This window comes from Wolbachia endosymbiont (group A) of Apoderus coryli, assembly GCF_947251615.1.
Lineage (GTDB): Bacteria > Pseudomonadota > Alphaproteobacteria > Rickettsiales > Anaplasmataceae > Wolbachia.
Window position 1 is genome coordinate 733,496 of the sequence record NZ_OX366367.1, and the last position, 20,687, is coordinate 754,182.

A 20,687-nucleotide genomic window follows, 5' to 3' on the forward strand; every position below is an offset into this window, starting at 1 on the left:
TTCCGCTACTTGTTAGCGGAATCTATCCGCGGCGGTATGACGTAGGAGAACCTTTCTTGGGTTAGCTATAGACAACCATAATATAAAAGAGTGAAACGGATGCAAACAGTAGTACATTTCTGCACCAAACGTATTACCTTTAACGAATAGTAAAATGTGAGATTTTTTGGAACTACCGTGGAGCAATTGCTCCACGGTTTCACTCTACTTAGAATCCACCCATGCCACCCATTTCTCCTGCGCCCATAGGAGATGAAGCATTTTCTTTGCTTGGTACATCAACTATCATAGATTCAGTAGTAATCAGCACACTCGCAACAGATATCGCTGTTTCAAAAGCAATACGCACCACTTTTGCTGGATCAATCACACCAGCTGTAAATGCATTAGCGTAATTCATAGCCTCAACGTTGTATATAAGCTCTTTATCATTCTGCTTAATCAAATAGTCAATTATAACAGCAGATTCAAGACCAGCATTTTTAACTAACCTTCTAATTGGAGCACTGAGAATTTTCTTGATAATGTTTATGCCTATTTGCTCTTCGTCACTTGCACCTTTTAATTTGTCGAGAACAGATGAAGCATAAAGAAGCGCAACTCCACCACCTGGAACTATGCCTTCTTCAATTGCAGCTCTTGTTGCATGCAGCGCATCTTCAACTCTATCTCTACGTTCTTTAACTTCCACTTCAGTTGCTCCACCAACTTTTAGCACAGCAACACCACCTGATAATTTCGCTAAACGTTCTCTTAGCTTTTCTTTATCATAATCAGAAGTTGAAGTTTCAATTTGAGATTTGATCTGCTCGATTCTAGCTTTCACACTGTCAGAATCGCTATTTTCGCTGACAACTGTGGTATTATCTTTAGTAATTTTAACATTTTTAGCAGTACCAAGATCATCAAGTGTCAGATCTTCCATCTTAATTCCAAGTTCATCTTTTATGACGTACTTAGCACCAGTCAAAGTTGCTATATCTTCGAGCATCTCCTTTCTTCTGTCACCAAAACCTGGAGCTTTTACTGCAGCAACTTTTAAACCACCACGCAATTTATTGATAACTAAAGTGCTTAATGCTTCACCTTCGATATCCTCTGCAATAATAACTAAAGGTTTACCAGATTTAACAACAGCTTCAAGAATAGGAAGTAAAGGTTGAATAATATTTAATTTTTTCTCTGTAATTAATAGATAAGGATTATCAAGCTCCACGATCATTTTTTCATTATTTGTAATAAAATACGGAGAAAGATAACCGCGATCAAATTGCATGCCAGTAGTCAGCTCAACTTCTAACTCTTTTGAACCTTTACTTTCTTCAACAGTTATTACACCCTCTTTTCCAACTTTTTTCACGGAATCAGCAATACTGTTACCTATATCCTTATCACCATTTGCAGAAATTATTGCAACTTGTGCCACTTCGTCTATTTTCTCTAGAGAAATTGTACGAGACATTGACGTAATTTCCTTTAATATTACATCTTTCGCCTTCTGTATTCCGTTTTTAATACCAACACGATCGTTTCCAGCAGCAATTGACTTTGAAGCTTCCATTATCATATTGCTAGTTAGTATTGAGCACGTTGTTGTACCATCACCAACTTTGTCGTTACATTGAGAACAACTTTGGGCAAAGATGCTTGCTATTGCAGCATTTAGTGGTTTTTCAGGCTTGATGCCCTTCATCACCTTATAACCATCTTTTGTAATTTCTGGTGCTCCATAGGGCTTATTAATCCCTACTGTTTTTCCCCTAGGTCCCGCAGTTATTGCCACCGTTGAGTCTACTATTGCTGCGACTTCACGAAAGGCTTCTTGCAACTGCTCACCTGATACTACTACATTAGTCATTTTTATCACCTCTTGTTAATAAAAAATTTAGAAAACTATAATAAAACCATTTACAATGCGCCATGTTGCGCTTTGTTTCAGTTTAGTAAAATAAAGACTGCTATTTAATGACAGCAAGTATATCGGACTCTTTCATCACGATAAGCTTTTCATCATTATGTTCTATTTCTGTACCAGCCCATTGACGATAGAACACTTTATCACCAGCTTTCACAGTTAAAGCTACGCGTTCGCCATTTGAGTTGCGTGAACCTTCACCAGTTGCTACAATTTCACCTTTAGTAGGTTTCTTTTCAGCACTTGATGGAAGCATAATTCCACCTTGCTTTTCCTCGCTAACAGGCTTGATCAGCACGCTATCATCCAATACATTTAAACTTACATTTGACATTTGCTTTTCCTCTCAACAAATTAACCTATAACTTTATATATATACTCGTAAGTTAGATTTCAAGGGCTGGAGCTTGTAAAATATGCACACCATTATAAAATATGCACGCCAAAAGCAGTTTCTAAAAGAGCCTAATGTTATATAATAAAATTTAGATTTGTTTATAGAGATTTCATGAGTTATATACCATTCTTAAGTCGTGGTGTGATAGTGCTATATGGGCCTGACACTAGAGATTTTCTGCAGGGTATTATAACCAATGATATTAATAAGTTGGGTAGCCAAAAAGCCATTTACTCTTTATTGCTTAGCCCTCAAGGAAAATATCTATATGATTTTTTTCTTATTGAATATGGTAAATACACCCTCTTGGAGTGCGAAAACATGCACTTGCAGCAAATAATCGAGAAACTAGATTTACTTAAAACTTATTTGAGGGTGAAGATTAAAGACGTTAGTGCACTATATAAGGTTGGAGTTTTGTTTAATACTAAGTCAACGGAGTGTAGTGGTAAGTCACAAGTTATTTTTCAAGATCCAAGGCACAAACTGCTAGGAATGAGGATCATACATAAAGATGAAATGAAAGAGCCGGTTGGGGATTTTACTCAGTATGAAAAAGTTAGAATTCAAAATCTCGTTCCAGATGGAGCAAAAGATATGGTACAAAATTCATCGTTCCCACTGCAATTTTTAATCGATAAAGTAAACGGTATAAGCTTTAATAAGGGGTGTTATATAGGTCAGGAAGTCGTAAATCGAATGAGCAGACAAGAAATATTCAGAAGAAAGCTTTACCTTGTTGAGGGGGATAACGCACTTCCAGATATTGGCACTAAAGTGACAAATGAAAATAATGAGGAAATAGGGGAACTGCGCTCTAGTGTAGACAACATTGGACTTGCATTGCTTAATACTGGAAAGAGCCATGCAAATTTATATGCTAGTGGGGTCAGGTGCGTTGAGACGTTGAAGTCTTAAGGTAGCGCATATAGAAACGAAAAAGCTGCTTGACACATTTCGCCAGCCCCTTTATCATAAAACTGAAGGTATTCAGTTATCTTCATCTGTGCAGATTAAACAGCAAGAAAACAACGTAGTTGGCGTCTTATTTTTAATTTTTTGCACTATGTGCATCTTATGTCTTCACAATATTTCTAGGTTTTTACCTACACAAGCTGAAACGCGCTTATAAGTCGTTTAAGACAGTATAGTACGCCAATTTGCAGGATTAGAGAGTGACAACTAGCTAACACGGGATTTCTTTTGCCTTTTTTTCTACTTAGTAAATTTCTTAAACATTTAAACTAAGGTGAGTTGCAATTAAAAGCAGCTAAATTGCAGTGTTTAAGACTTAAAAAACGCCAATACTGAAAATAGACAATGACCAGGGCTTCTTTTGCCTTTTTTTTTATTTGGTAAATTTCTTAATATTTATAGCTAAAAGAGCCCAAGAGAGGTGTCATTCCAGTGCCCCTGTGATGTCATTCCAGTGCTTGACACTGGAATCCAGTTTTCCATATAATCTCATCGAAAACGTTGTAACCACTTTCTATGCTAGTTTGCTTGTTTACAAGCAAACTTTCCTGGATCCCAGTGTCTGGGCACTGGGATGACACCATTCTTTTTCCTGGATTCCAAACTGGGATGACAGCTAGCCTGACAATCGTCATCCCGCTACGTGTTAGCGGGATCTAGAGATACTGTGACGGTATGACGTAGGACTGCTGTCATCCCGCTGCTTGTTAGCGGGATCTAGAGATACCGCGGCGGTATGACGTAGGGAAACCTGACTTGTTTTCTGGATCCAAGTAGTCTGGGCACTGGGATGACAAGAAGAGGGTACTGGGATGACAGGAGAAGGAGGCATTATTTTTTAGATTACTTGTCTACCTTATTTGCCGTTCTCCTGAACAAATACCTTCCACTTCTTCCACTTTAGTACTAGGCTTTGACATCATATACGTAATACCACCAACCGCTAGTGTTGCTATTGCGACTGTGGCTACCGCTATTACTATAGATATTAACTCAACTGCAATTGTTCCGGTTGTAAAAAGTGCTACTACTATTGCAGTGCCTAGTAATGCTGTTGAACAACCGGCAATAGATCCCGCTAACACGTAGCGGGATGACGAATTTGTATCGGAAAACAAGTAGTGGAATAATGACAACCACGTCATACCGCCGCGGTATCTCGGCAATAGATCCCGCTAACACGTAGCGGGATGACGAATTTGTATCGGAAAACAAGTAGCGGAATAATGACAACCACGTCATACCGCGATTTATTCGCGGTATCTCATCCGCTAACTAGTAGCGGGATGACGGTTTTTCAAATTGTCGGTAAATCTAAGTCAGTTTAGCTATATATGTTTAGGTTGTAAAATCCCAAAAAGCAGCCAGAATAGAATAAGCAAACATTTACGAATTGAATTTAGTGCAAACAAGGGTGTTGATATCAACCATACTCTGCAGAATCGCAATATGGTATGACTACATGCTCTTTATTGATTTGATTAACATAATCAGCAGAGAGTTTTGTTTTGCAAAAGATGTCTACAGTAACATACTGCAATTATTTGGAATTGTAGGGCTAGGCGCAATTGTAAGGCCACTTGGTGCATTCATATTTGGTCACGTTGGTGACAGGTATGGAAGGAGGATAGCATTAATAATTACTATCTTGCTAATATCGATACCATCAAGTCTCATTGCATTTATTCCAAGTCACAATCAAGTAGGTATAATTTCTACTATATTGCTTCTTGCAATCCATGTGACACAAGGAATTGCACTTGGTGGTGAACAAGGAAGTTCTGTTTATCTTATAGAGCATTTATCCAGTAGGAAAGAGAACTTAGGGATGTATTTTGGAATAATGGGCTTTGGTCGTTCCATTGGTGTACTGCTTTCTGCGGTGATAGTAATTATCTGCAAAAAAACTACTGATTTTTGTATCTGGGGTTGGAGATTGCCATTTGTTTTCTCAGCTATTTTAGGATTAATTAGCGCGTATAGCATATACACATTGGGAGAAACTCCAGCATATGAAAAAAATCGAAAACAAAGAAATTTACCTGATTTGCCAATAATAGAGCTTATAAAGCGCCACAAGAGAGCTCTTATACTTGCTATTTTAATATCTGTACCTGTTAATGTTGCTGTTGGATTTACCATATTTCTTCGAACACTCGCAAAGGAAATAGCATCAGTGGATGTTTATGTAACGACATATATCAACGAAATTGTATTGATTATAACCAGTGTATTAATGCCGATATCTTCAATAGCGTTTGGAATGTTGGCTGATAAAGTTGGAAAAGAGCGCACTGCAATCTTATTTATAGCAATTACAATGGCACTGTGTTGTCCTGCGTTATCTATTGCATATTACTACAAAAATTATCTTGTGATTGCGTTGAGCGTAATGGTTCTCTCTATAATAGAAAGGGGTATAGTTCCCATAGGAATAGTTGCATCTGAACTCTTTCCCACCAATGTCAGATTTAGTGGCGTAAGCTTATCACGTAACATCTCTTATGCATTACATGGAGGATTTACCCCTATGGTTTGTATTTGGTTGACTGTAACATTTCCTCAAACAAACCTTGCTGCTGGGCTTTATATAGTCTTCTGCTTGTTGGTCAGTGTGGTAGCAATATTGCAAATAAAGCCACAAGATAAAAAATGTGATTGGTCTTAGTTTTCTCTTATGTGATTTGATAGACCGGGAAAGGGTTTCATCTAAGTAGCTGACACCCTGACAACCGTCATCCCGCTGCTTGTTAGCGGGATCTAGAGATACCGCGGCGGTATGACGTAGGACTGCTGTCATTCCAGTCTGGAATCCAGAGAAAAGGATGATGTCATCCCAGTGTCCCTGTAATGTCATTCCAGTGCTTGACACTGGAATCCAGCCTTTATTATGCAGCCACTTGGTTAAAATTAAGTCTTCTGGATCCCAGTGTCTGGGCACTGGGATGACACCATTTATTGTAACTCACATTTACTCTATGATTATCTTTTTAGATCACCTTGTCTACCTATTTTGCCACTCTGCTGAACGGATACGACACTGGAATCCAGAAAAAAGGATGATGTCATCCCAGTGCCCAGACACTGGGATCCAGCCTTTATCATGCAATTTTATCATATAAATCTTTCCATTCCTGATGTGTCTGTATATAAACATAATAACTTTTTATATATAGGAAATAAATTTACTGGATCCCAGTGTCAAGCACTGGGATGACAACCTCCTGGTAGACAATGTTCGTACAGCTGTGTGTCTGGGCACTGGGATGACACCCTCTGTTGTACGTCACGCGCTGGAATGACAGAGAAATCTAATTGAAATTGTTAGACCTAATTAGGTCCTTAGTCTTTCAAAAAAATCCTTTAACAAAAAAGAGCATTCTATTTCTAATATCCCACCATAAACTTCAGGTATATGGCTGCAAAATTGAAATATCTTAGCACCATTTTCAATTCCTCCACCTTTTGGATTATAAGCTCCAAAGTACAATCGTTTAATTCTGGCAAAGGAAATAGCTTGAGCACACATCGGACATGGTTCTAATGTTACGTATATGTCAGAATCATAAAGCGTTGAAGTTGAGAGCAACTCACATGCCTGCTTGATCGCTAACATCTCTGCATGTGCAGTTGGATCGCTGGATATATTGTGTGCAGAAGAAACAACATTGCTTCTACTTACTATTACAGCACCTATGGGAACCTCATCATTTTTTTGAGCAAGTTTGGCTTGCTCTATGGCAAGCTCCATATATTGATACTTGAACACTTTCCTTTGCTAATCTTCTTTTTTTAAATTTTATTAACTGCTGCCTTAATAAACGATATAAAAAGAGGATGAGGAGAAAACGGCTTTGATTGAAACTCTGGATGAAACTGCACACCAATAAACCACGGATGACTCTCTAACTCCACTGCCTCTATGCACGTTCCATCTTCTGATATGCCACTGCATAGAAGCCCATTTTTTTCCAAATCATCTTTATAATCTGAATTGATTATGTATCTATGCCTATGCCTTTCTGAAATAGTAGTGTTACTATATGCATCCATCATTTTAGAGTTTGCATTTATGTTACATTTGTATGCCCCAAGTCTCATGGTTCCACCAAGATCGTCATCTTGATCGCCAGCTAACTTAACGATTGGATGTTTACAGTTATGAAATTCTTCAGAGTGTGCATCTTCAAGCTTAACAACATTACGAGCAAACTCAATAATTGCAAGCTGCATACCAAGGCAAATTCCGAAAAATGGGATATTATTTGTACGGGCATAATTTATTGCTAATATTTTACCCTCTACTCCGTCATCACCAAACCCCCCTGGGACAAGGATTGCATGAGAATTCTGTAATTTTTCTTCTATAAGCTTCTCATTTATAGGTTTTTCTTCCTTTTCTCTTGAGTTAACCCAATTTATCCTTACTTTGACTTTATTACTAATTGCACCATGATTTAATGCTTCAACTAGTGATTTATACGCATCAGGGCATTCGGTATATTTCCCTACTATAGACACAGTAACTTCCTGTGTTGGGTGCCTTATGGAATGCACTATTTGATCCCATTCAATCAAGCTTGGTTTTGGCTCACTTAAATGAAAGTGCTCCAAAATTTGCGTATCAAGCCCACATTGGCTATACAACACCGGTAACTCATATATATGACTCACATCAGGAGCAGGTATCACATTGGATAAAGAAACATTGCAAAGCTTAGCTATTTTCTCTCTTTGATTATCGAAAATTTCTTTCTCACTGCGGCATAATATAATATCTGGCTGTAACCCCGCGGAATTTAACTCTCGAACTGAATGCTGCGTTGGTTTTGTCTTTAATTCTTGCGCTGCAGTAAGATATGGTATTAAAGTTAAGTGAATAAGGATAACTCTTTGTTTTCCTAATGTGTAGTTAACTTGGCGTATAGCCTCCAAAAATGGTTGGCTTTCAATGTCACCTACAGTTCCGCCTATTTCACATATTACAAAATCTAAACCTTCCGTACCATTAAAAATGAACGATTTGATTAAATCTGTTACATGAGGAATGACTTGCACAGTTTTGCCCAGATAATCACCACGCCTCTCTTTCTTCAATAACTCATGATATATCTTACCAGTTGTTATATTGTCATCTTTTGTTGCTTTAATTCCAGTAAAACGCTCATAATGCCCAAGATCCAAATCAGTTTCAGCACCATCCTCGGTAACAAACACCTCTCCGTGCTGAGTTGGGTTCATTGTCCCAGGATCAATGTTGAGATACGGGTCAAGTTTTCTGATACGGATCTTAAAACCGTGAGCTTGAAGAAGCGCACCAACGCTTGAAGAAACTAAGCCTTTACCAAGCGACGATACAACTCCACCTGTGACAAAGATAAATTTAGCTTCCTTCATTAATTTTCAAATGGAACAGAAGTAGATTCACTTTCTTGCTTTTTTTCTAATATAATTTTTTCTACGATCGATTTTTTATGTACGTCTTTTGAACATAATCCTGACAATAGCAATGTGTTTATAATAAACAATCCAGCAACAATAGCCGTTATTCTGCTGAGCGGGTTTTCAGAAGATTTCACCGGAATCATCGAATTGACCCCTTGTTGTGTATTACTAAAACCACTTAATGAACTACTCCCAGGTGGCTGCAAGAGCACTAAAATTACTAACACAACAACCAATATTATTTGAAATATACTTAATACCGCTACTGACATTATAGATAGGGCTGAAAATAAAAATCTTAGCAGTACAAAGCACGTAAGTCAAGAACATCTGTTACCCAAGTAGCTTGAAATCTAAGTATGTATTTACTGCTTACCTTATTTTGATTAACATATGCATAAAACTTTGGGCTTAATATGTATCACATTTTAAAATACAAAGATTATGAACCAAAAATAGACGAAAGTGCTTTCATTGCAGGTGGTTCGCATATCATAGGCAAGGTTGAAATAGGAAGAGATGCAAGCATCTGGTTTAATTGTGTAATCAGAGGAGACGTTGGATCAATAAAAATAGGTGATGGAACAAATATTCAAGATGGAACGGTAATTCATGTGGATAGAAACCCAGGTGGTGACACAATTATTGGCAGTATGGTAACAGTGGGACATTTTTGTATGTTGCACGCATGCACGGTGCATGATAAAGCGTTTATTGGTATGGGCTCTACCGTGATGGACCATGCAGTTGTGGAGCCTGAAGCTATGGTAGCTGCTGGCTCACTGGTAACACACGGAAAAGTGATAAAAAGTGGTGAAATATGGGCTGGCAGGCCAGCAAAATTCTTCAAAAAAATGTCGAATGAAGAAATTAAACATATTGCACAGTCGGCACAAAATTATATTATGCTAATGAAAGAATACAAAAACTGAAGTTTGCGTCAAGTGTTTTACTTGACGCGTATGGCTCAACCCTTGTTACTTCCCTTTATTATTCCCATCTACTTCTTGTGCTTTCGCCCCATCTACTTGAGTACTAGGTAATGCTGCATATGTAATACCACCGGCTACAAGAGCAGATGCTACTGCTATACCAATCATTACTAACATATCTAACCTAACTGTACGTTCAAGTGCAGTAAATGCTATCAGTCCAGCAGCAAGACCCATACCAACAGTAGCAGTGTACCGTGCTCCATTGCCTTGTTTTGGTTGCTCAGTTGTTTTGCTTTTATCTTCTAATGTTTGTTTTTCCTTCTGTAATTTATCAACAAGACTTTTACTCTCTTCTAATTGTTTATTTAACTCCACAACTTCAGCATTTTTAGCTTGCAACTGCTGAACTTGAGCTTTTAATTGTGTTATTTCCTCATCTTTAGCTTGTAACTGAGCAACTCCAACCTTTAGTGTACTTATTTCCTTCTCTTTCTCTTTTAACAGTTGCTGTAAGTCCGCAACTTCCTTACTGGACTTACTTGCATTTATTATACTGTTCTTTAACTCTTTCTTAATCGACTCCACAATTGCATCTACACTTTTATCTTTATTACCCTCTATTAAAGATATTATTTTGCCCTGTAACTCTTTATGCAATGACTCCTTACCTTGTACTTCTGATAAATTATTGCTTATGATATCTTCTATTGTGTTCTTTAATTTTTCATCATATAAGCTCTTAACTTTGCCTTCTAACTCTTGACCTTCTGATTCGATGAGAATTTTTATTCCTCCGTTTAACTCTTCAGTAAATAAACTATCAATTGCATCATTAACTTTCTTCTGTTCATCTGTTGAACTTGCTAGTTGCTGTTGTAAGTCTGTTTTTTCCGTGTTAGCTGTGTCCAATTGAGTTTGTAATTCTTGCTGTTTGTTCTCAGCTCCAGTTAATTTAGCTTGTAAGTCTTGTGTTTTAGCTTTCAATTCTTCCTTTTCCTTTTCTAATTCTTGTTTCAATTTCTCCTCAGCTTCTTTCTTTGCAGCTTCTAATTCTTCTTTGCTCTTGTTAGCTTTCTCCAATTGACCTTGTAATTCTTTCTGTTTCTCCTCAGCTTCTTTCTTTGCAGCTTCTAATTCTTGATTTGCCGTCTGTAACGTTGTAACATCAGTATTTTCAGCTTCTAAATCTTTTATTTTCTCGTCTTTATCTTTTAACTGAGCAGCATCTGGTCGGTTGCTTAACTGTGCTTCTAAATCTTTTATTTTCTCGTCTTTATCTTTTAACTGAGCAGCATCTGGTTGGGTTTTTAGCTGTGTTTCTAATTCTGTTATTTTCTCCTCAGCTTCTTTCTTTGCAGCTTCTAATTCTTCAACTTTCTCCTCAATTGTTTTATTTGCAGTTTCTAATTCTTCGCCTTTCTTCTTTAACTGCTCTTCTAATGTTGTTTTTTCGTCTTTAGCTTTCTTATTTGCATCTTCTAATGCTTGTTTTTCCTTCTCAACTGCACCCTTTTGAGTTTTTAATTGTGTTATTTCTTGATCTTTAGCTTCTAATTCTTTTATCTTATCCTCTTTCTCTTGTAACTGAGCAGCATCTGGTCGGGTTTTTAGCTGTGTTTCTAATTCTGTTATTTTCTCCTCAGCTTCTTTCTTTGCAGTTTCTAATTCTTCAACTTTCTCCTCAATTGTTTTATTTGCAGCTTCCAATTCTGTTATTTTAGCATTTTTCTCTTCTAACAATTGTATCATGGGATGTTTAGATAGGTCTTTTACCACAACCTCCTCTTTCTCATCGTTAAGGCCTAACAGATTTTTCATTTCTTCTGGGCGACCATGATATTTGCCACCCTTTTCCCCAACGAATTTTACATCTATGATTATATCATCTCCTAGTTCTTCTTGAAGATAAAAACCAGTAACATATAGTTGTTTATTATTTAGCGTATAGCCCGCATAAAACTTGTCATCAATTATATCACCACTCTTATCTACGTCTTTATACTTTTTAAATTCTTCATAATCATCTTCTTTTATAACAAGCACTATTTTATTACCAGCAATCCGTATTGTACCATTAATCCCTGTAAGCATATTAAACCTCAATATGTATAATTAACATTACATAATACCTTTAGAACCTAAGGTCAAGTAATATTTTTATCATAGCATAGAAAATTTATGTTCGTAAACAAAAAATTTTGGCGTAAAACTGCTGTATTTACTTAATTGTGCTATAGCTAAAATAATAAGTAGGGCTTACTGGATTCCAGCGTTACGTGCTGGAATGACATGGTTTTAGGTGTTATGTAATCATGGAAATCACCGTAGGGTGTCATCCCAGTGCTTGACACTGGGATCCAGGAATTTTATTAAGTTGGTAAGCATAAAAGTAGCCGTTTTATGTAAAAATACAACGTTTTGATGATTATGAAAAGGCTGGATTCCAGTGTCAAGCACTGGAATGACACCATTTGCTGTGCAATTTACCTTCAAAAATGAATGTTCGTACAGTTATGTGCTTGACACTGGAATCCAGGAAACTTAGTTAATATATATAGGGAAACCTTAGCTAGCTTAAAATTGAGAAATATTTATGTTAAAAGAAAAATACGGCTTTAAAGAAATTGAAGACAAATGCAACATATTATGGGAAGGCAGTAAAGTTTATAAATGGAATGGTGAAAAGGATAACACTTTCACTATAGACACACCTCCGCCGACAATATCGGGAAAACTCCATATTGGCCATATATTTAGCTATTGCCACACGGACTTTATTGCAAGGTTTCAGCGCATGCTGGGAAAAGATGTGTTTTACCCAATTGGGTTTGATGATAACGGGCTTCCCACTGAAAGATTGGTTGAACAAACCTATAAAACCCGTGCAAAAGAAGTTGGCAGAGAAAAATTTATAGAGATGTGCCATGAGGTTATTGAGAAATCAAAGCAAGAATTCAAGGAATTATTTAAATCAGTTGGCATTAGTTATGACTGGGATTTGGAATACCACACGATCAGCAAGGAAACTGTGACGCTTTCACAGATGTCGTTTATTGATCTATATAATAAGGGATATGCATATAGAAAAATGCAGCCCATCCTTTGGGACCCGGTTGATAAAACCGCAATTGCGCAAGCAGAAATAGAAGATAAAGTTTTTGAGTCATCCTTAAACACGATAGTTTTCTCTACTGAAGAAAATGAGCAGATCAATATTGCAACTACGCGACCTGAATTACTTCCAGCATGTGTTGCAGTTTTTTGTCATCCAGAGGATACGCGCTACACTCATCTGATCGGAAAAACAGCCGTGGTGCCAATAGCAGAGGAGAAAGTTCCAATAATAGCAGATGATAAGGTTAAAATAGATAAAGGCACTGGGCTTGTTATGTGCTGTACGTTTGGTGATGAACTCGACATATATTGGCAGCAAAAGCATAATCTACCGATGAAAATTATCATCGATCAGGATGGGAGGATGAACCTGCATCCACCACATGGTCAGAAGGAAAGAGTATGGATCCCAGTGTCTGGGCACTGGGATGACACCATAGGTGGCACTGGAATCCAGGAAATAGAAGAATGGATCCCAGTGTCTGGGCACTGGGATGACACCATAGGGGCTACTGGGATGACAGGAGAAAGGGCTACTCAGATGACAAAAGAAGGCGTCATTCTACCACACCCCGGCGTCATTCCAGTGCGTGACACTGGAATCCAGGAAAAAGAAGAATGGATCCCAGTGTCACGCACTGGGATGACAGACGATATACTAAATGAAATAAATGGACTAAAGGTTAAAGAAGCAAGAAAGAGGATGATCGAAATCCTGAGTAGAAAAGGACTTTTGATAGAAAGCACTAGCATTTCTCATTCTGTCAAATGCGCAGAAAGGTCTGGTGCACCACTTGAGATATTGCCTACTTATCAATGGTTTATCAAGACCTTAGAGCAAAAAGCTCAAGTATTAGATAAAGTAAAAGAATGCAATTGGCATCCAGCTACTATGCGTAAACGTATGGAAGTGTGGATAGAAGGGCTAAATTGGGACTGGTGCATCTCAAGGCAGCGCTATTTTGGTGTGCCATTTCCAGCGTGGTATTCCAAACGTAAGGGAGAAGAAGGTAAAATTATTCTAGCTGAAATAAAGGCCCTACCTATAGATCCACTCAAAGATTTGCCAAAAGGGTATAGCAAAGAAGAGGTTATTCCAGATCAAGATGTAATGGATACCTGGGCCACAAGTTCAATTACTCCTCAACTGAGTGCACTGGCAGTAAACAGTGAGTTTAGCTTACCAAATCATCGCTATAATACAATATTTCCTGCAGATCTGCGCAGCCAGAGCCATGAGATAATAAGAACTTGGGCTTTTTATACTATTTTAAAGGCATATTATCATGCAAATTCTTTACCTTGGAAAAACATTATGATCAGCGGTTGGTGTTTAGCCGATGATAAGAAAAAGATGAGTAAATCAAAAGGTAATATCATCACTCCTCATGTAATACTTGAAACTTATGGAGCTGATGTAGTGCGCTATTGGGCAGCGAACTCAAGGCTTGGAGTTGATACAGTCTACTCTGAAAATATATTCAAAATTGGCAAGCGCCTAGTTACAAAACTTTGGAACGCTAGCAAGTTTGTTTCCATGTTCATGGAAAAGCATCAAGTGATGAGCATAAATTCTGCTCACGAGACAATGGATAAGTGGATATTGTCTAAGTTATACAAAGTTATAGAAAGAGCAACGAATAACCTATTACAGTTTGAATACTGCGAAGCTTTGGGCGCAGTAGAGGAATTTTTTTGGAAGGATTTTTGTGATAACTACTTGGAATTAGTAAAAAAACGTGCGTACGGAAGCAGTTTAAGTGCAAAACAAAGCTTGGCGTATGTACTGAATATTATTTTGCGGTTATTTGCACCTTTTTTGCCATACATTACAGAAGAGATATACCACCAGTTGTATAGTTATAGTTCTGTACACAATCAAAGTAATTGGCCGAGCAAAGAAGAACTTATCTATGATAAATATTCAGAGGAAATGGGAGATAATGTTATTCAGATATTAAACATTATCAGAAAGATGAAGGCAGATAATAATGTATCAGTTAAGCATCTGATAAAAAAGTTGATGATAAAAGCGAGCGTACAAGAGGATAAGTTAGATCAATCTGCACAGGATGATTTGCAGGCAGTTTGCAATGCGGAAATGATAGAGTGGATGCAGTCTGAGCTTAAAACTGAAGACGGGAAATACATAGTGAATATAGATTTATACTGATTTTTATAGCTTTACTTCCTTTGATATCCATGCTATTATAATCATTATTAGTTGTGAGGATGAGGGATTTGTATAGTAAAACCAATGCACCGTATCTTATAGCTGGTGCTTTTGCTACTTTAGCATTGCTTGCATCTGGGACACTTGCTGTTGCTCCTTATGTTGAGTTCTTGTCTTCAGTTGCAGCCTTTAATGTAGCTCTTCCTGTTGCCTTGAGTTTGTCTATACTTTCTGTTTTGGTGCTTGCACTTTCATGTAAAATGATTAAGAAAATAGAGGTTGAGAAAAATAAATTTGCTGAAAAAGAGCAAAAGCTGGCTAACGTAAAACAACAATTTGAGAGTAAGGTACAAGAGTTAGAAAATAAAATAACTCTGGAAGAAGAAGCTAAAGAAGCTGCAAGCAAAGAAGTGGAGGAGTTAAAGAAACAACAAGATGATGCACAGCAAAAATTAGATGGTGCTATAAAAGAGTTAAGTGATAAGAATAGTGAAATTCAGGAATTAAAAAGTGAAATAGAGAATCTGGAGAAGAAGATACAAGAGTTACGTATTAAAAATACAGAACCGAGTGCAAAAGTAGAAGATCAGTTAAAACATGAGAAGAATGTGCTTTTTTCAAAACAACAAGAGTTACATACTGAAAATATAACATTGAGTAAAAAAGTAGATTCTTTAACAGAGGAATTACTTCAATCTCAAAAGGAAGTAGATTCCTTAAAAGCGCAGTTAAATGAATTAAAACATGAAGGAACTTTAGCTCTTTCGTTAGAAGAACAAATAGCAGATTTAGAAAAGAAAAGGAAAGAAGCAGCAGTGCGGTTAAGAACAAAAAGGGATGAAACTTCCTCTCTGGAGAAGAAATTAAAAGATTCGGAGAAAAGAGCAAAAGAATTAAGTAACGACATAAAAGAATTAGAGAAGAAGTTATACCAGTTGGAAAGGGAAAAGAAAAGATTAGAAGGTGAAGTTAGTTATGAGCGTCAAGAGCACACTCGTTTTAAAAATGAAGTTGACAAATTAAGTACAAAGGAGAAAAAGCACTTATCTAAAATTGAGGAGCTGGAAAAGGAATTATTATCTTTAAAAGCAGACGAGGAAGAACTTGTTAATCAATCAATAAACGTTAAGGATGATTACAAGAAAAATGTAAATAAATTTGAAGAAAAAAAGAGAGAATATGTAACGAAAACAGTATTTACTGTACTCAGTGTAGTGAAAGAAAGAGTAGAGCAAGGACTTTTTAATTTAGAAGAACAAGACATGCAAGATACAGACCGTATACAAGAAGCAGTTGATGAATTTATGCAACCTATATATGAAAAGTTAGGTATAAATAATCAACTAGATATAAGTAGTGAACATTCATCAGAATTTAAAGGAACAGGTGAAAATAAGCTCGCTAATGGACTAACTTTCCCGAAACCACTTTCTCCTCACACATCCACACCAAGAAGATATCTTAGAAAATCTCTATCTCCTAAAAAGGAAGATGAGGATGAGAATAAAGAAAATTCAGAGCAACTAAATCACGAAAGTCTTGATACAAATATAAACAGCCCTCATTCATCGCCTTTTAAAGATACAACAAATAATTCCTATCACACCTTAAAGATGTAAGTGCAGGAACCTCCACAGATAAGAGAATCTTAACAAATATATACAAGACTGCTTTGTGTATGGAGGAGGGGTAATGAGCAATTTGTTTAACAAAGCTAACACATTTTATTTTATAGCTAGTTCCTTGACGTTACTTACATCTTTAGCGCTTATTGTAACTTCTAATGTGCCTCTTCCTCTAATTCTTGCTTTAGCTGCATTATCTATTTTGGTGCTTGCACTTTTATATAAAATAATTCGTAATAATAAGAAAATAGAGATTGAGAGAAATAAATTCGCTCAAAAAGAGCAAGAGTTAGAAAATAAAATAACTCTGGCAAAAGAAGCTGCAAACAAAGAAGTGGAAAAATTAAAGAATCAATCACGTGAATTAACTCGAGAAAAGCAAAATTTAGACAAGAGAGCAAAAAAATTGAATCAGAAAGTAAATGAGTCAGAAGTTGAGAAAGAATCTCTTCTTAAAGAAAAAGAATCTTTAGAGCAAAAATTAGAAGCTAAAATAAACCGTGTATTTGAAATAACAGGCAAATTAGAAAAAATAATGAAGGAAAAAGATGAGCTTGGTGAGCAAGAAGAAGAATTACTTTGTAAAATCTCGCGTTTATGTGAACAGTTACAAGAAAAAGAAAATGATATAGCTAAAAAAGAAGAACGCATAACGGAATTGAAAAGGAAAATAGACAATAATAAACATGTAGAGTTAAAAAATGAAGAATTTCATAAAGAAATAGAAAAATTATCTAAAGAAAAAGAGGAATTATGTAAAGAAAAACATACATTATATAATAAAAAAGAAGAATTATATAAAAGACAAGAAGAACTTTATGTAGAATTAGATGAGTTACAATGTAGATTTAAAGAAATTAATCAGAAAAATAAAAACTTATCTCAAGAATTAAAAAAGAGATTTAAAGAGTTAGATGAAGCAAATGGTTTAATTGAAAATCAATCTTCTGAGTTAGACGGAATAAGAAAAGATTGTAACAATGAGGTAAAAGAGTTACAAGATTCACTTCGGGAGCAAGCTACTCAAATAGAACAACTTGAAGAAGGTTTTTTGAAAGAGAAGAAAGAACAAGTAGATTTTATGCAACTGTTGATAAGCTGTATAACAGACCAAATAGAAGGACCAACAGGAGATAATGATGAAAAAGCAATATTAAACACGACTCAAATATTAAAGTTTGCGTTACAAAAAGAAATTGCACGACTTTTGTCAGACGAAACGCCTGCTTCTTTGCTGGAAGATCTTGTATATGCATCATCGCCAAACGAAACATCTGTTCCTTTACATGCAGGAGATCCTGGATATGAATCCGAGGGAGATTCTGGATATGGATTACCTAACAGCTGTTTATCCACTCCGACCAAGTTGCCAATTTCACCATGGGCAGAACGTTGTAGACGCAGTCAATTCCGGAATGTAGAACTTGACAATACAACAATTAGTCTTATTATAAAATAAATCATGCAAGATAATGAACCCAATAATATGTGCACTGGATACACAAGACTTAAATGAGGCTATTTCTCTAGCTAATGCTCTGTGTGGTAAAGTTGGCATGGTAAAGCTGGGATTAGAATTTTTTGCTGCTCATGGTCTCTCTGGAGTGCAAGAAGTTGCAAAATGCAATGTACCAATTTTTTTAGATCTGAAATTGCATGACATTCCAAACACTGTAGCTAAAACAGTTGAAGTAATAAAAGTTCTGAACGTTGAAATGTTAACTCTGCACATCAGCGGTGGAACAAAAATGCTTGAAGAAGCGCTAAGTGTAGTGCAAGGCACAAAAATAAAGCTGATTGGAGTAACGGTGCTAACTAGTATGAGCAATGAGGATTTAAACGAGCTTGGAGTAGCAAGAGAGGCAAAATCACAGGTAATTTTGCTTGCAAAGCTTGCAAAAAAGATTGGACTCTATGGAATAGTCTGTTCTGCATTGGAAGCTCAAGAAGTGCGCCGAGAATGCGGTGAAGACTTTAAAATTATTACTCCAGGAATTCGTATAGATCCAGGTCATGACGACCAAAAAAGGACAGCAATGCCGAAAGAAGCAATAAATTCAGGAGCTGATTATATCGTAATTGGTAGGCCCATTACAAGAAGTGATGATCCTGCAAGTAGTGCAGAATTAATATTGAAATCTCTTACTAATTGAAGCAGATAAAAAAAAGTGCTTGACATAAAAAAACAAACATTATATAGTGTTGTTATCTTTTATTTTGTCCCGCTTAATTTAATTACTGAATTAAGCTTACAGTACTAGGCGTGGTACAAAGTGCCACGCTATTTTCCGATTTACATTTTCAACAGATAAAAAATGATGCCATTCCAGCGCGTGGCGTTGGAATCCAGTTTTCCATCCAAGACGGCAGTGCCCAGACACTGGTTTCCATATCAAAAATGTTTATTTTCCAGCTACTTTTATACTTATTAATTAGTGTGCTTTCTTATAATTAAAATTCCTGGATCCCAGTGTCAAGCACTGGGATGACAAGAAAGGGAGCACTGGAATGACATCGTTTACTATGTACCATATTGCAATATTCGTACAACTGTGGGAAACATCTATGAGTACCATTCCTATTACCTTATTTCCATTTTCATTTCATTTTCAAAGGAGGCTATTATGTCACTTACCGATATCGCTCACCGTATCAATGAACTCGCTTCATCATGGGAGCAATTTAAATTAATAAATGATCGCAAACTAAAAGAAATTGAAAGCAAAGGACGTGCTGATTCTGCAACAATTGAGCAGCTATGCAAGGTAAATAATACCATTGATAGTTGCAAAGAGCGTTTAGACTTGATCGAAACTGCAGCTCAACGTCCAGAAGTAAATACAGATTTTAGCACAAGCGATAAATATTTTTCTGATTATATCCGCAAGGGAATGGAAAGCGGTTTATCACACAAAACCCTCAGTGGAGATGATAATGATATCGGAGGGTATCTAGTTACTCCGCATATTGTAAAACGCATAAACAAGCGCGTAACTGATTCGTCCCCAATGCGACAAATATGCTCCAGTCAAAGAATCTCTACTGAAACATAGGATTACATTATAGAAGATTTTGACCGTGCCGGTGCAGGTTGGAGTAGTGAAACAGTAGATGATGAGGACGGTGGTAATAAATCTAAGTATGATTTTGCAAAAGATACGGACACACCTAAAATCCAAAAAATTTCCATAACAACTTACGAGTTATATGCTCAACCACAGATATCACAAAAGTTACTCGATGATGCGTTTGTCGATGTTGAGAGTTGGCTGGTGGAAAAGATTACCGAGACTTTTAGCAAGGAAGAAAGCGAAGCCTTCATTAAGGGTGAGGGCACTTTTCAACCAAAAGGGATTTTAGCTTATGAAAATGGAAACAGTTATAATAAAATAGAGCAAGTTAAAACTGAAAAATTGGATAGCGATTCAATAATGGTGTTGTATTACTCTCTGGACGAATATTATTCCAAAAATGCGTCATTTTTGATGAACAGGAGTACGTTGAAGAATGTTAGGCTACTAAAAGCTCAAACAGGTCAATATCTTTGGCAACCAAGTTTGTCGCTTGAAGCTCCAGATACCTTAATGGGAGTGCCAGTATACCAGTCTGCCGATATGCCACCTGCATCAAACATTCAGCTACCAGTAATTGCGATGGCAGATTTCAAACAAGCTTATAAGATTGTAGATAACAGAGGAATGAGAATATTAAGAGACCCTTATACGAATAAACCTTATGTGAGGTTTTTTGTCACTAAGCGTGTCGGCGGAGAGGTTGTAAACACCAGTGCTATTAAATTGTTGAAAGTTGCGAGCAAGTACTAAAAACTTCCGCAGCATCATCTTTATAGCCGTTTTACTTCTTTTTGTATAGCTCCACTCCTGTCATTCCAGTGCTTGACACTGGAATCCAGCCTTTTCATAATCATCAAAACGTTGTATTGTAACATAAAACGGCTACTTTTATGCTTACCAACTTAATAAAATTCCTGGATCCCAGTGTCTGGGCACTGGGATGACATCTTTTTTTCTTGGTACAAATTACTCTTATATCTCAATGTTTGTACAGCTATACGTCACGCGCTGGAATGACATCAAAGAGTGGGCTA

General features: G+C 36.7%; 19 protein-coding genes and 2 pseudogenes. 10 read left to right on the top strand and 11 right to left on the bottom strand.

What is annotated here, in order from left to right:
* Positions 1 to 208 precede the first annotated feature (208 nt).
* Both groL and OPR43_RS03775 read right to left on the bottom strand, forming a co-directional pair.
* Positions 209 to 1,858 (bottom strand): chaperonin GroEL, encoded by a 1,650-nt coding sequence (gene groL, locus OPR43_RS03770; RefSeq protein WP_265025571.1) that lies wholly within the window; start codon positions 1,856 to 1,858, stop codon positions 209 to 211.
* Positions 1,859 to 1,958: 100 nt separating this feature from the next.
* Positions 1,959 to 2,249, bottom strand: coding sequence for a co-chaperone GroES (locus tag OPR43_RS03775; RefSeq protein WP_265035585.1), 291 nt, complete (start codon positions 2,247 to 2,249; stop codon positions 1,959 to 1,961).
* 174 nt (positions 2,250 to 2,423) lie between these two features.
* On the opposite strand from OPR43_RS03775, the gene ygfZ reads away from it, so the two are divergent.
* On the top strand, positions 2,424 to 3,230 hold the full coding sequence (ygfZ, locus tag OPR43_RS03780; protein WP_265035586.1) for a CAF17-like 4Fe-4S cluster assembly/insertion protein YgfZ: 807 nt from the start codon (positions 2,424 to 2,426) through the stop codon (positions 3,228 to 3,230).
* Positions 3,231 to 3,733: 503 nt separating this feature from the next.
* Here the strand turns inward: ygfZ and OPR43_RS03785 are convergent.
* From OPR43_RS03785 to OPR43_RS03795, 3 genes are read right to left on the bottom strand one after another with little or no spacing between them, the layout of a single operon-like run.
* Positions 3,734 to 3,922, bottom strand: coding sequence for a hypothetical protein (locus OPR43_RS03785; RefSeq protein ID WP_265034312.1), 189 nt, complete (start codon positions 3,920 to 3,922; stop codon positions 3,734 to 3,736).
* Positions 3,923 to 3,933: 11 nt separating this feature from the next.
* Positions 3,934 to 4,119 (bottom strand): hypothetical protein, encoded by a 186-nt coding sequence (locus OPR43_RS03790; protein WP_265035587.1) that lies wholly within the window; start codon positions 4,117 to 4,119, stop codon positions 3,934 to 3,936.
* Positions 4,120 to 4,138: 19 nt separating this feature from the next.
* Entirely contained in the window at positions 4,139 to 4,372 is a 234-nt protein-coding gene (locus OPR43_RS03795; RefSeq protein ID WP_265035588.1) for a hypothetical protein, read from the bottom strand.
* Positions 4,373 to 4,477: 105 nt separating this feature from the next.
* On the opposite strand from OPR43_RS03795, the gene OPR43_RS03800 reads away from it, so the two are divergent.
* Together OPR43_RS03800 and OPR43_RS03805 are read left to right on the top strand one after the other, a co-directional pair.
* A complete protein-coding gene (locus tag OPR43_RS03800) occupies positions 4,478 to 4,615 on the top strand; it encodes a hypothetical protein (RefSeq protein ID WP_265035589.1) in 138 nt (45 codons plus the stop codon).
* 134 nt (positions 4,616 to 4,749) lie between these two features.
* Entirely contained in the window at positions 4,750 to 5,955 is a 1,206-nt protein-coding gene (locus OPR43_RS03805; protein ID WP_265035652.1) for an MFS transporter, read from the top strand.
* Between the two features lie 183 nt (positions 5,956 to 6,138).
* Here the strand turns inward: OPR43_RS03805 and OPR43_RS08495 are convergent.
* The 4 genes and pseudogenes from OPR43_RS08495 to secG all read right to left on the bottom strand — a co-directional run.
* Positions 6,139 to 6,231 (bottom strand): annotated as a pseudogene (locus tag OPR43_RS08495) (WPE palindromic element domain-containing protein); the annotation flags it as partial.
* A 390-nt stretch (positions 6,232 to 6,621) separates the two neighbouring features.
* Complete coding sequence (locus OPR43_RS03815; protein ID WP_265035591.1) at positions 6,622 to 7,038, bottom strand: nucleoside deaminase; 417 nt, start codon at positions 7,036 to 7,038, stop codon at positions 6,622 to 6,624.
* A 41-nt stretch (positions 7,039 to 7,079) separates the two neighbouring features.
* The gene (locus OPR43_RS03820; RefSeq protein WP_265025561.1) at positions 7,080 to 8,684 is read right to left on the bottom strand and encodes a CTP synthase; all 1,605 of its coding nucleotides are present in this window, start codon (positions 8,682 to 8,684) and stop codon (positions 7,080 to 7,082) included.
* Entirely contained in the window at positions 8,684 to 9,004 is a 321-nt protein-coding gene (secG, locus tag OPR43_RS03825) for a preprotein translocase subunit SecG (protein WP_265025560.1), read from the bottom strand. The genes OPR43_RS03820 and secG overlap by 1 nt, the downstream gene beginning before the upstream one ends.
* A 144-nt stretch (positions 9,005 to 9,148) precedes the next feature.
* Here secG and OPR43_RS03830 point away from each other — a divergent pair, with 144 nt between their 5' ends.
* Complete coding sequence (locus tag OPR43_RS03830) at positions 9,149 to 9,664, top strand: gamma carbonic anhydrase family protein (RefSeq protein ID WP_265035592.1); 516 nt, start codon at positions 9,149 to 9,151, stop codon at positions 9,662 to 9,664.
* Between the two features lie 45 nt (positions 9,665 to 9,709).
* Here OPR43_RS03830 and OPR43_RS03835 read toward each other — a convergent pair whose 3' ends face one another.
* On the bottom strand, positions 9,710 to 11,758 hold the full coding sequence (locus OPR43_RS03835; protein WP_265035593.1) for a hypothetical protein: 2,049 nt from the start codon (positions 11,756 to 11,758) through the stop codon (positions 9,710 to 9,712).
* 208 nt (positions 11,759 to 11,966) lie between these two features.
* Between OPR43_RS03835 and OPR43_RS03840 the strand changes: the two genes are divergently transcribed.
* The 5 genes from OPR43_RS03840 to pyrF all read left to right on the top strand — a co-directional run bounded on the left by OPR43_RS03840 (position 11,967) and on the right by pyrF (position 18,732).
* Positions 11,967 to 12,089: a hypothetical protein gene (locus OPR43_RS03840; RefSeq protein WP_265035594.1), complete on the top strand. Its 123-nt coding sequence runs from the start codon at positions 11,967 to 11,969 to the stop codon at positions 12,087 to 12,089.
* A gap of 171 nt (positions 12,090 to 12,260) precedes the next feature.
* Positions 12,261 to 14,954, top strand: coding sequence for a valine--tRNA ligase (locus OPR43_RS03845; RefSeq protein ID WP_265035596.1), 2,694 nt, complete (start codon positions 12,261 to 12,263; stop codon positions 14,952 to 14,954).
* A gap of 59 nt (positions 14,955 to 15,013) precedes the next feature.
* Positions 15,014 to 16,573: a hypothetical protein gene (locus tag OPR43_RS03850; protein ID WP_265035597.1), complete on the top strand. Its 1,560-nt coding sequence runs from the start codon at positions 15,014 to 15,016 to the stop codon at positions 16,571 to 16,573.
* A 73-nt stretch (positions 16,574 to 16,646) separates the two neighbouring features.
* The gene (locus tag OPR43_RS03855) at positions 16,647 to 18,038 is read left to right on the top strand and encodes a coiled-coil domain-containing protein (RefSeq protein ID WP_265035598.1); all 1,392 of its coding nucleotides are present in this window, start codon (positions 16,647 to 16,649) and stop codon (positions 18,036 to 18,038) included.
* A 13-nt stretch (positions 18,039 to 18,051) separates the two neighbouring features.
* Entirely contained in the window at positions 18,052 to 18,732 is a 681-nt protein-coding gene (gene pyrF / locus OPR43_RS03860) for an orotidine-5'-phosphate decarboxylase (RefSeq protein ID WP_265035599.1), read from the top strand.
* Between the two features lie 279 nt (positions 18,733 to 19,011).
* Here pyrF and OPR43_RS03865 read toward each other — a convergent pair whose 3' ends face one another.
* Positions 19,012 to 19,155: a hypothetical protein gene (locus tag OPR43_RS03865; RefSeq protein ID WP_265035600.1), complete on the bottom strand. Its 144-nt coding sequence runs from the start codon at positions 19,153 to 19,155 to the stop codon at positions 19,012 to 19,014.
* A gap of 48 nt (positions 19,156 to 19,203) precedes the next feature.
* Here OPR43_RS03865 and OPR43_RS03870 point away from each other — a divergent pair.
* A pseudogene (locus tag OPR43_RS03870) lies at positions 19,204 to 20,403 on the top strand (phage major capsid protein).
* The last annotated feature ends 284 nt before the right edge of the window (positions 20,404 to 20,687 follow it).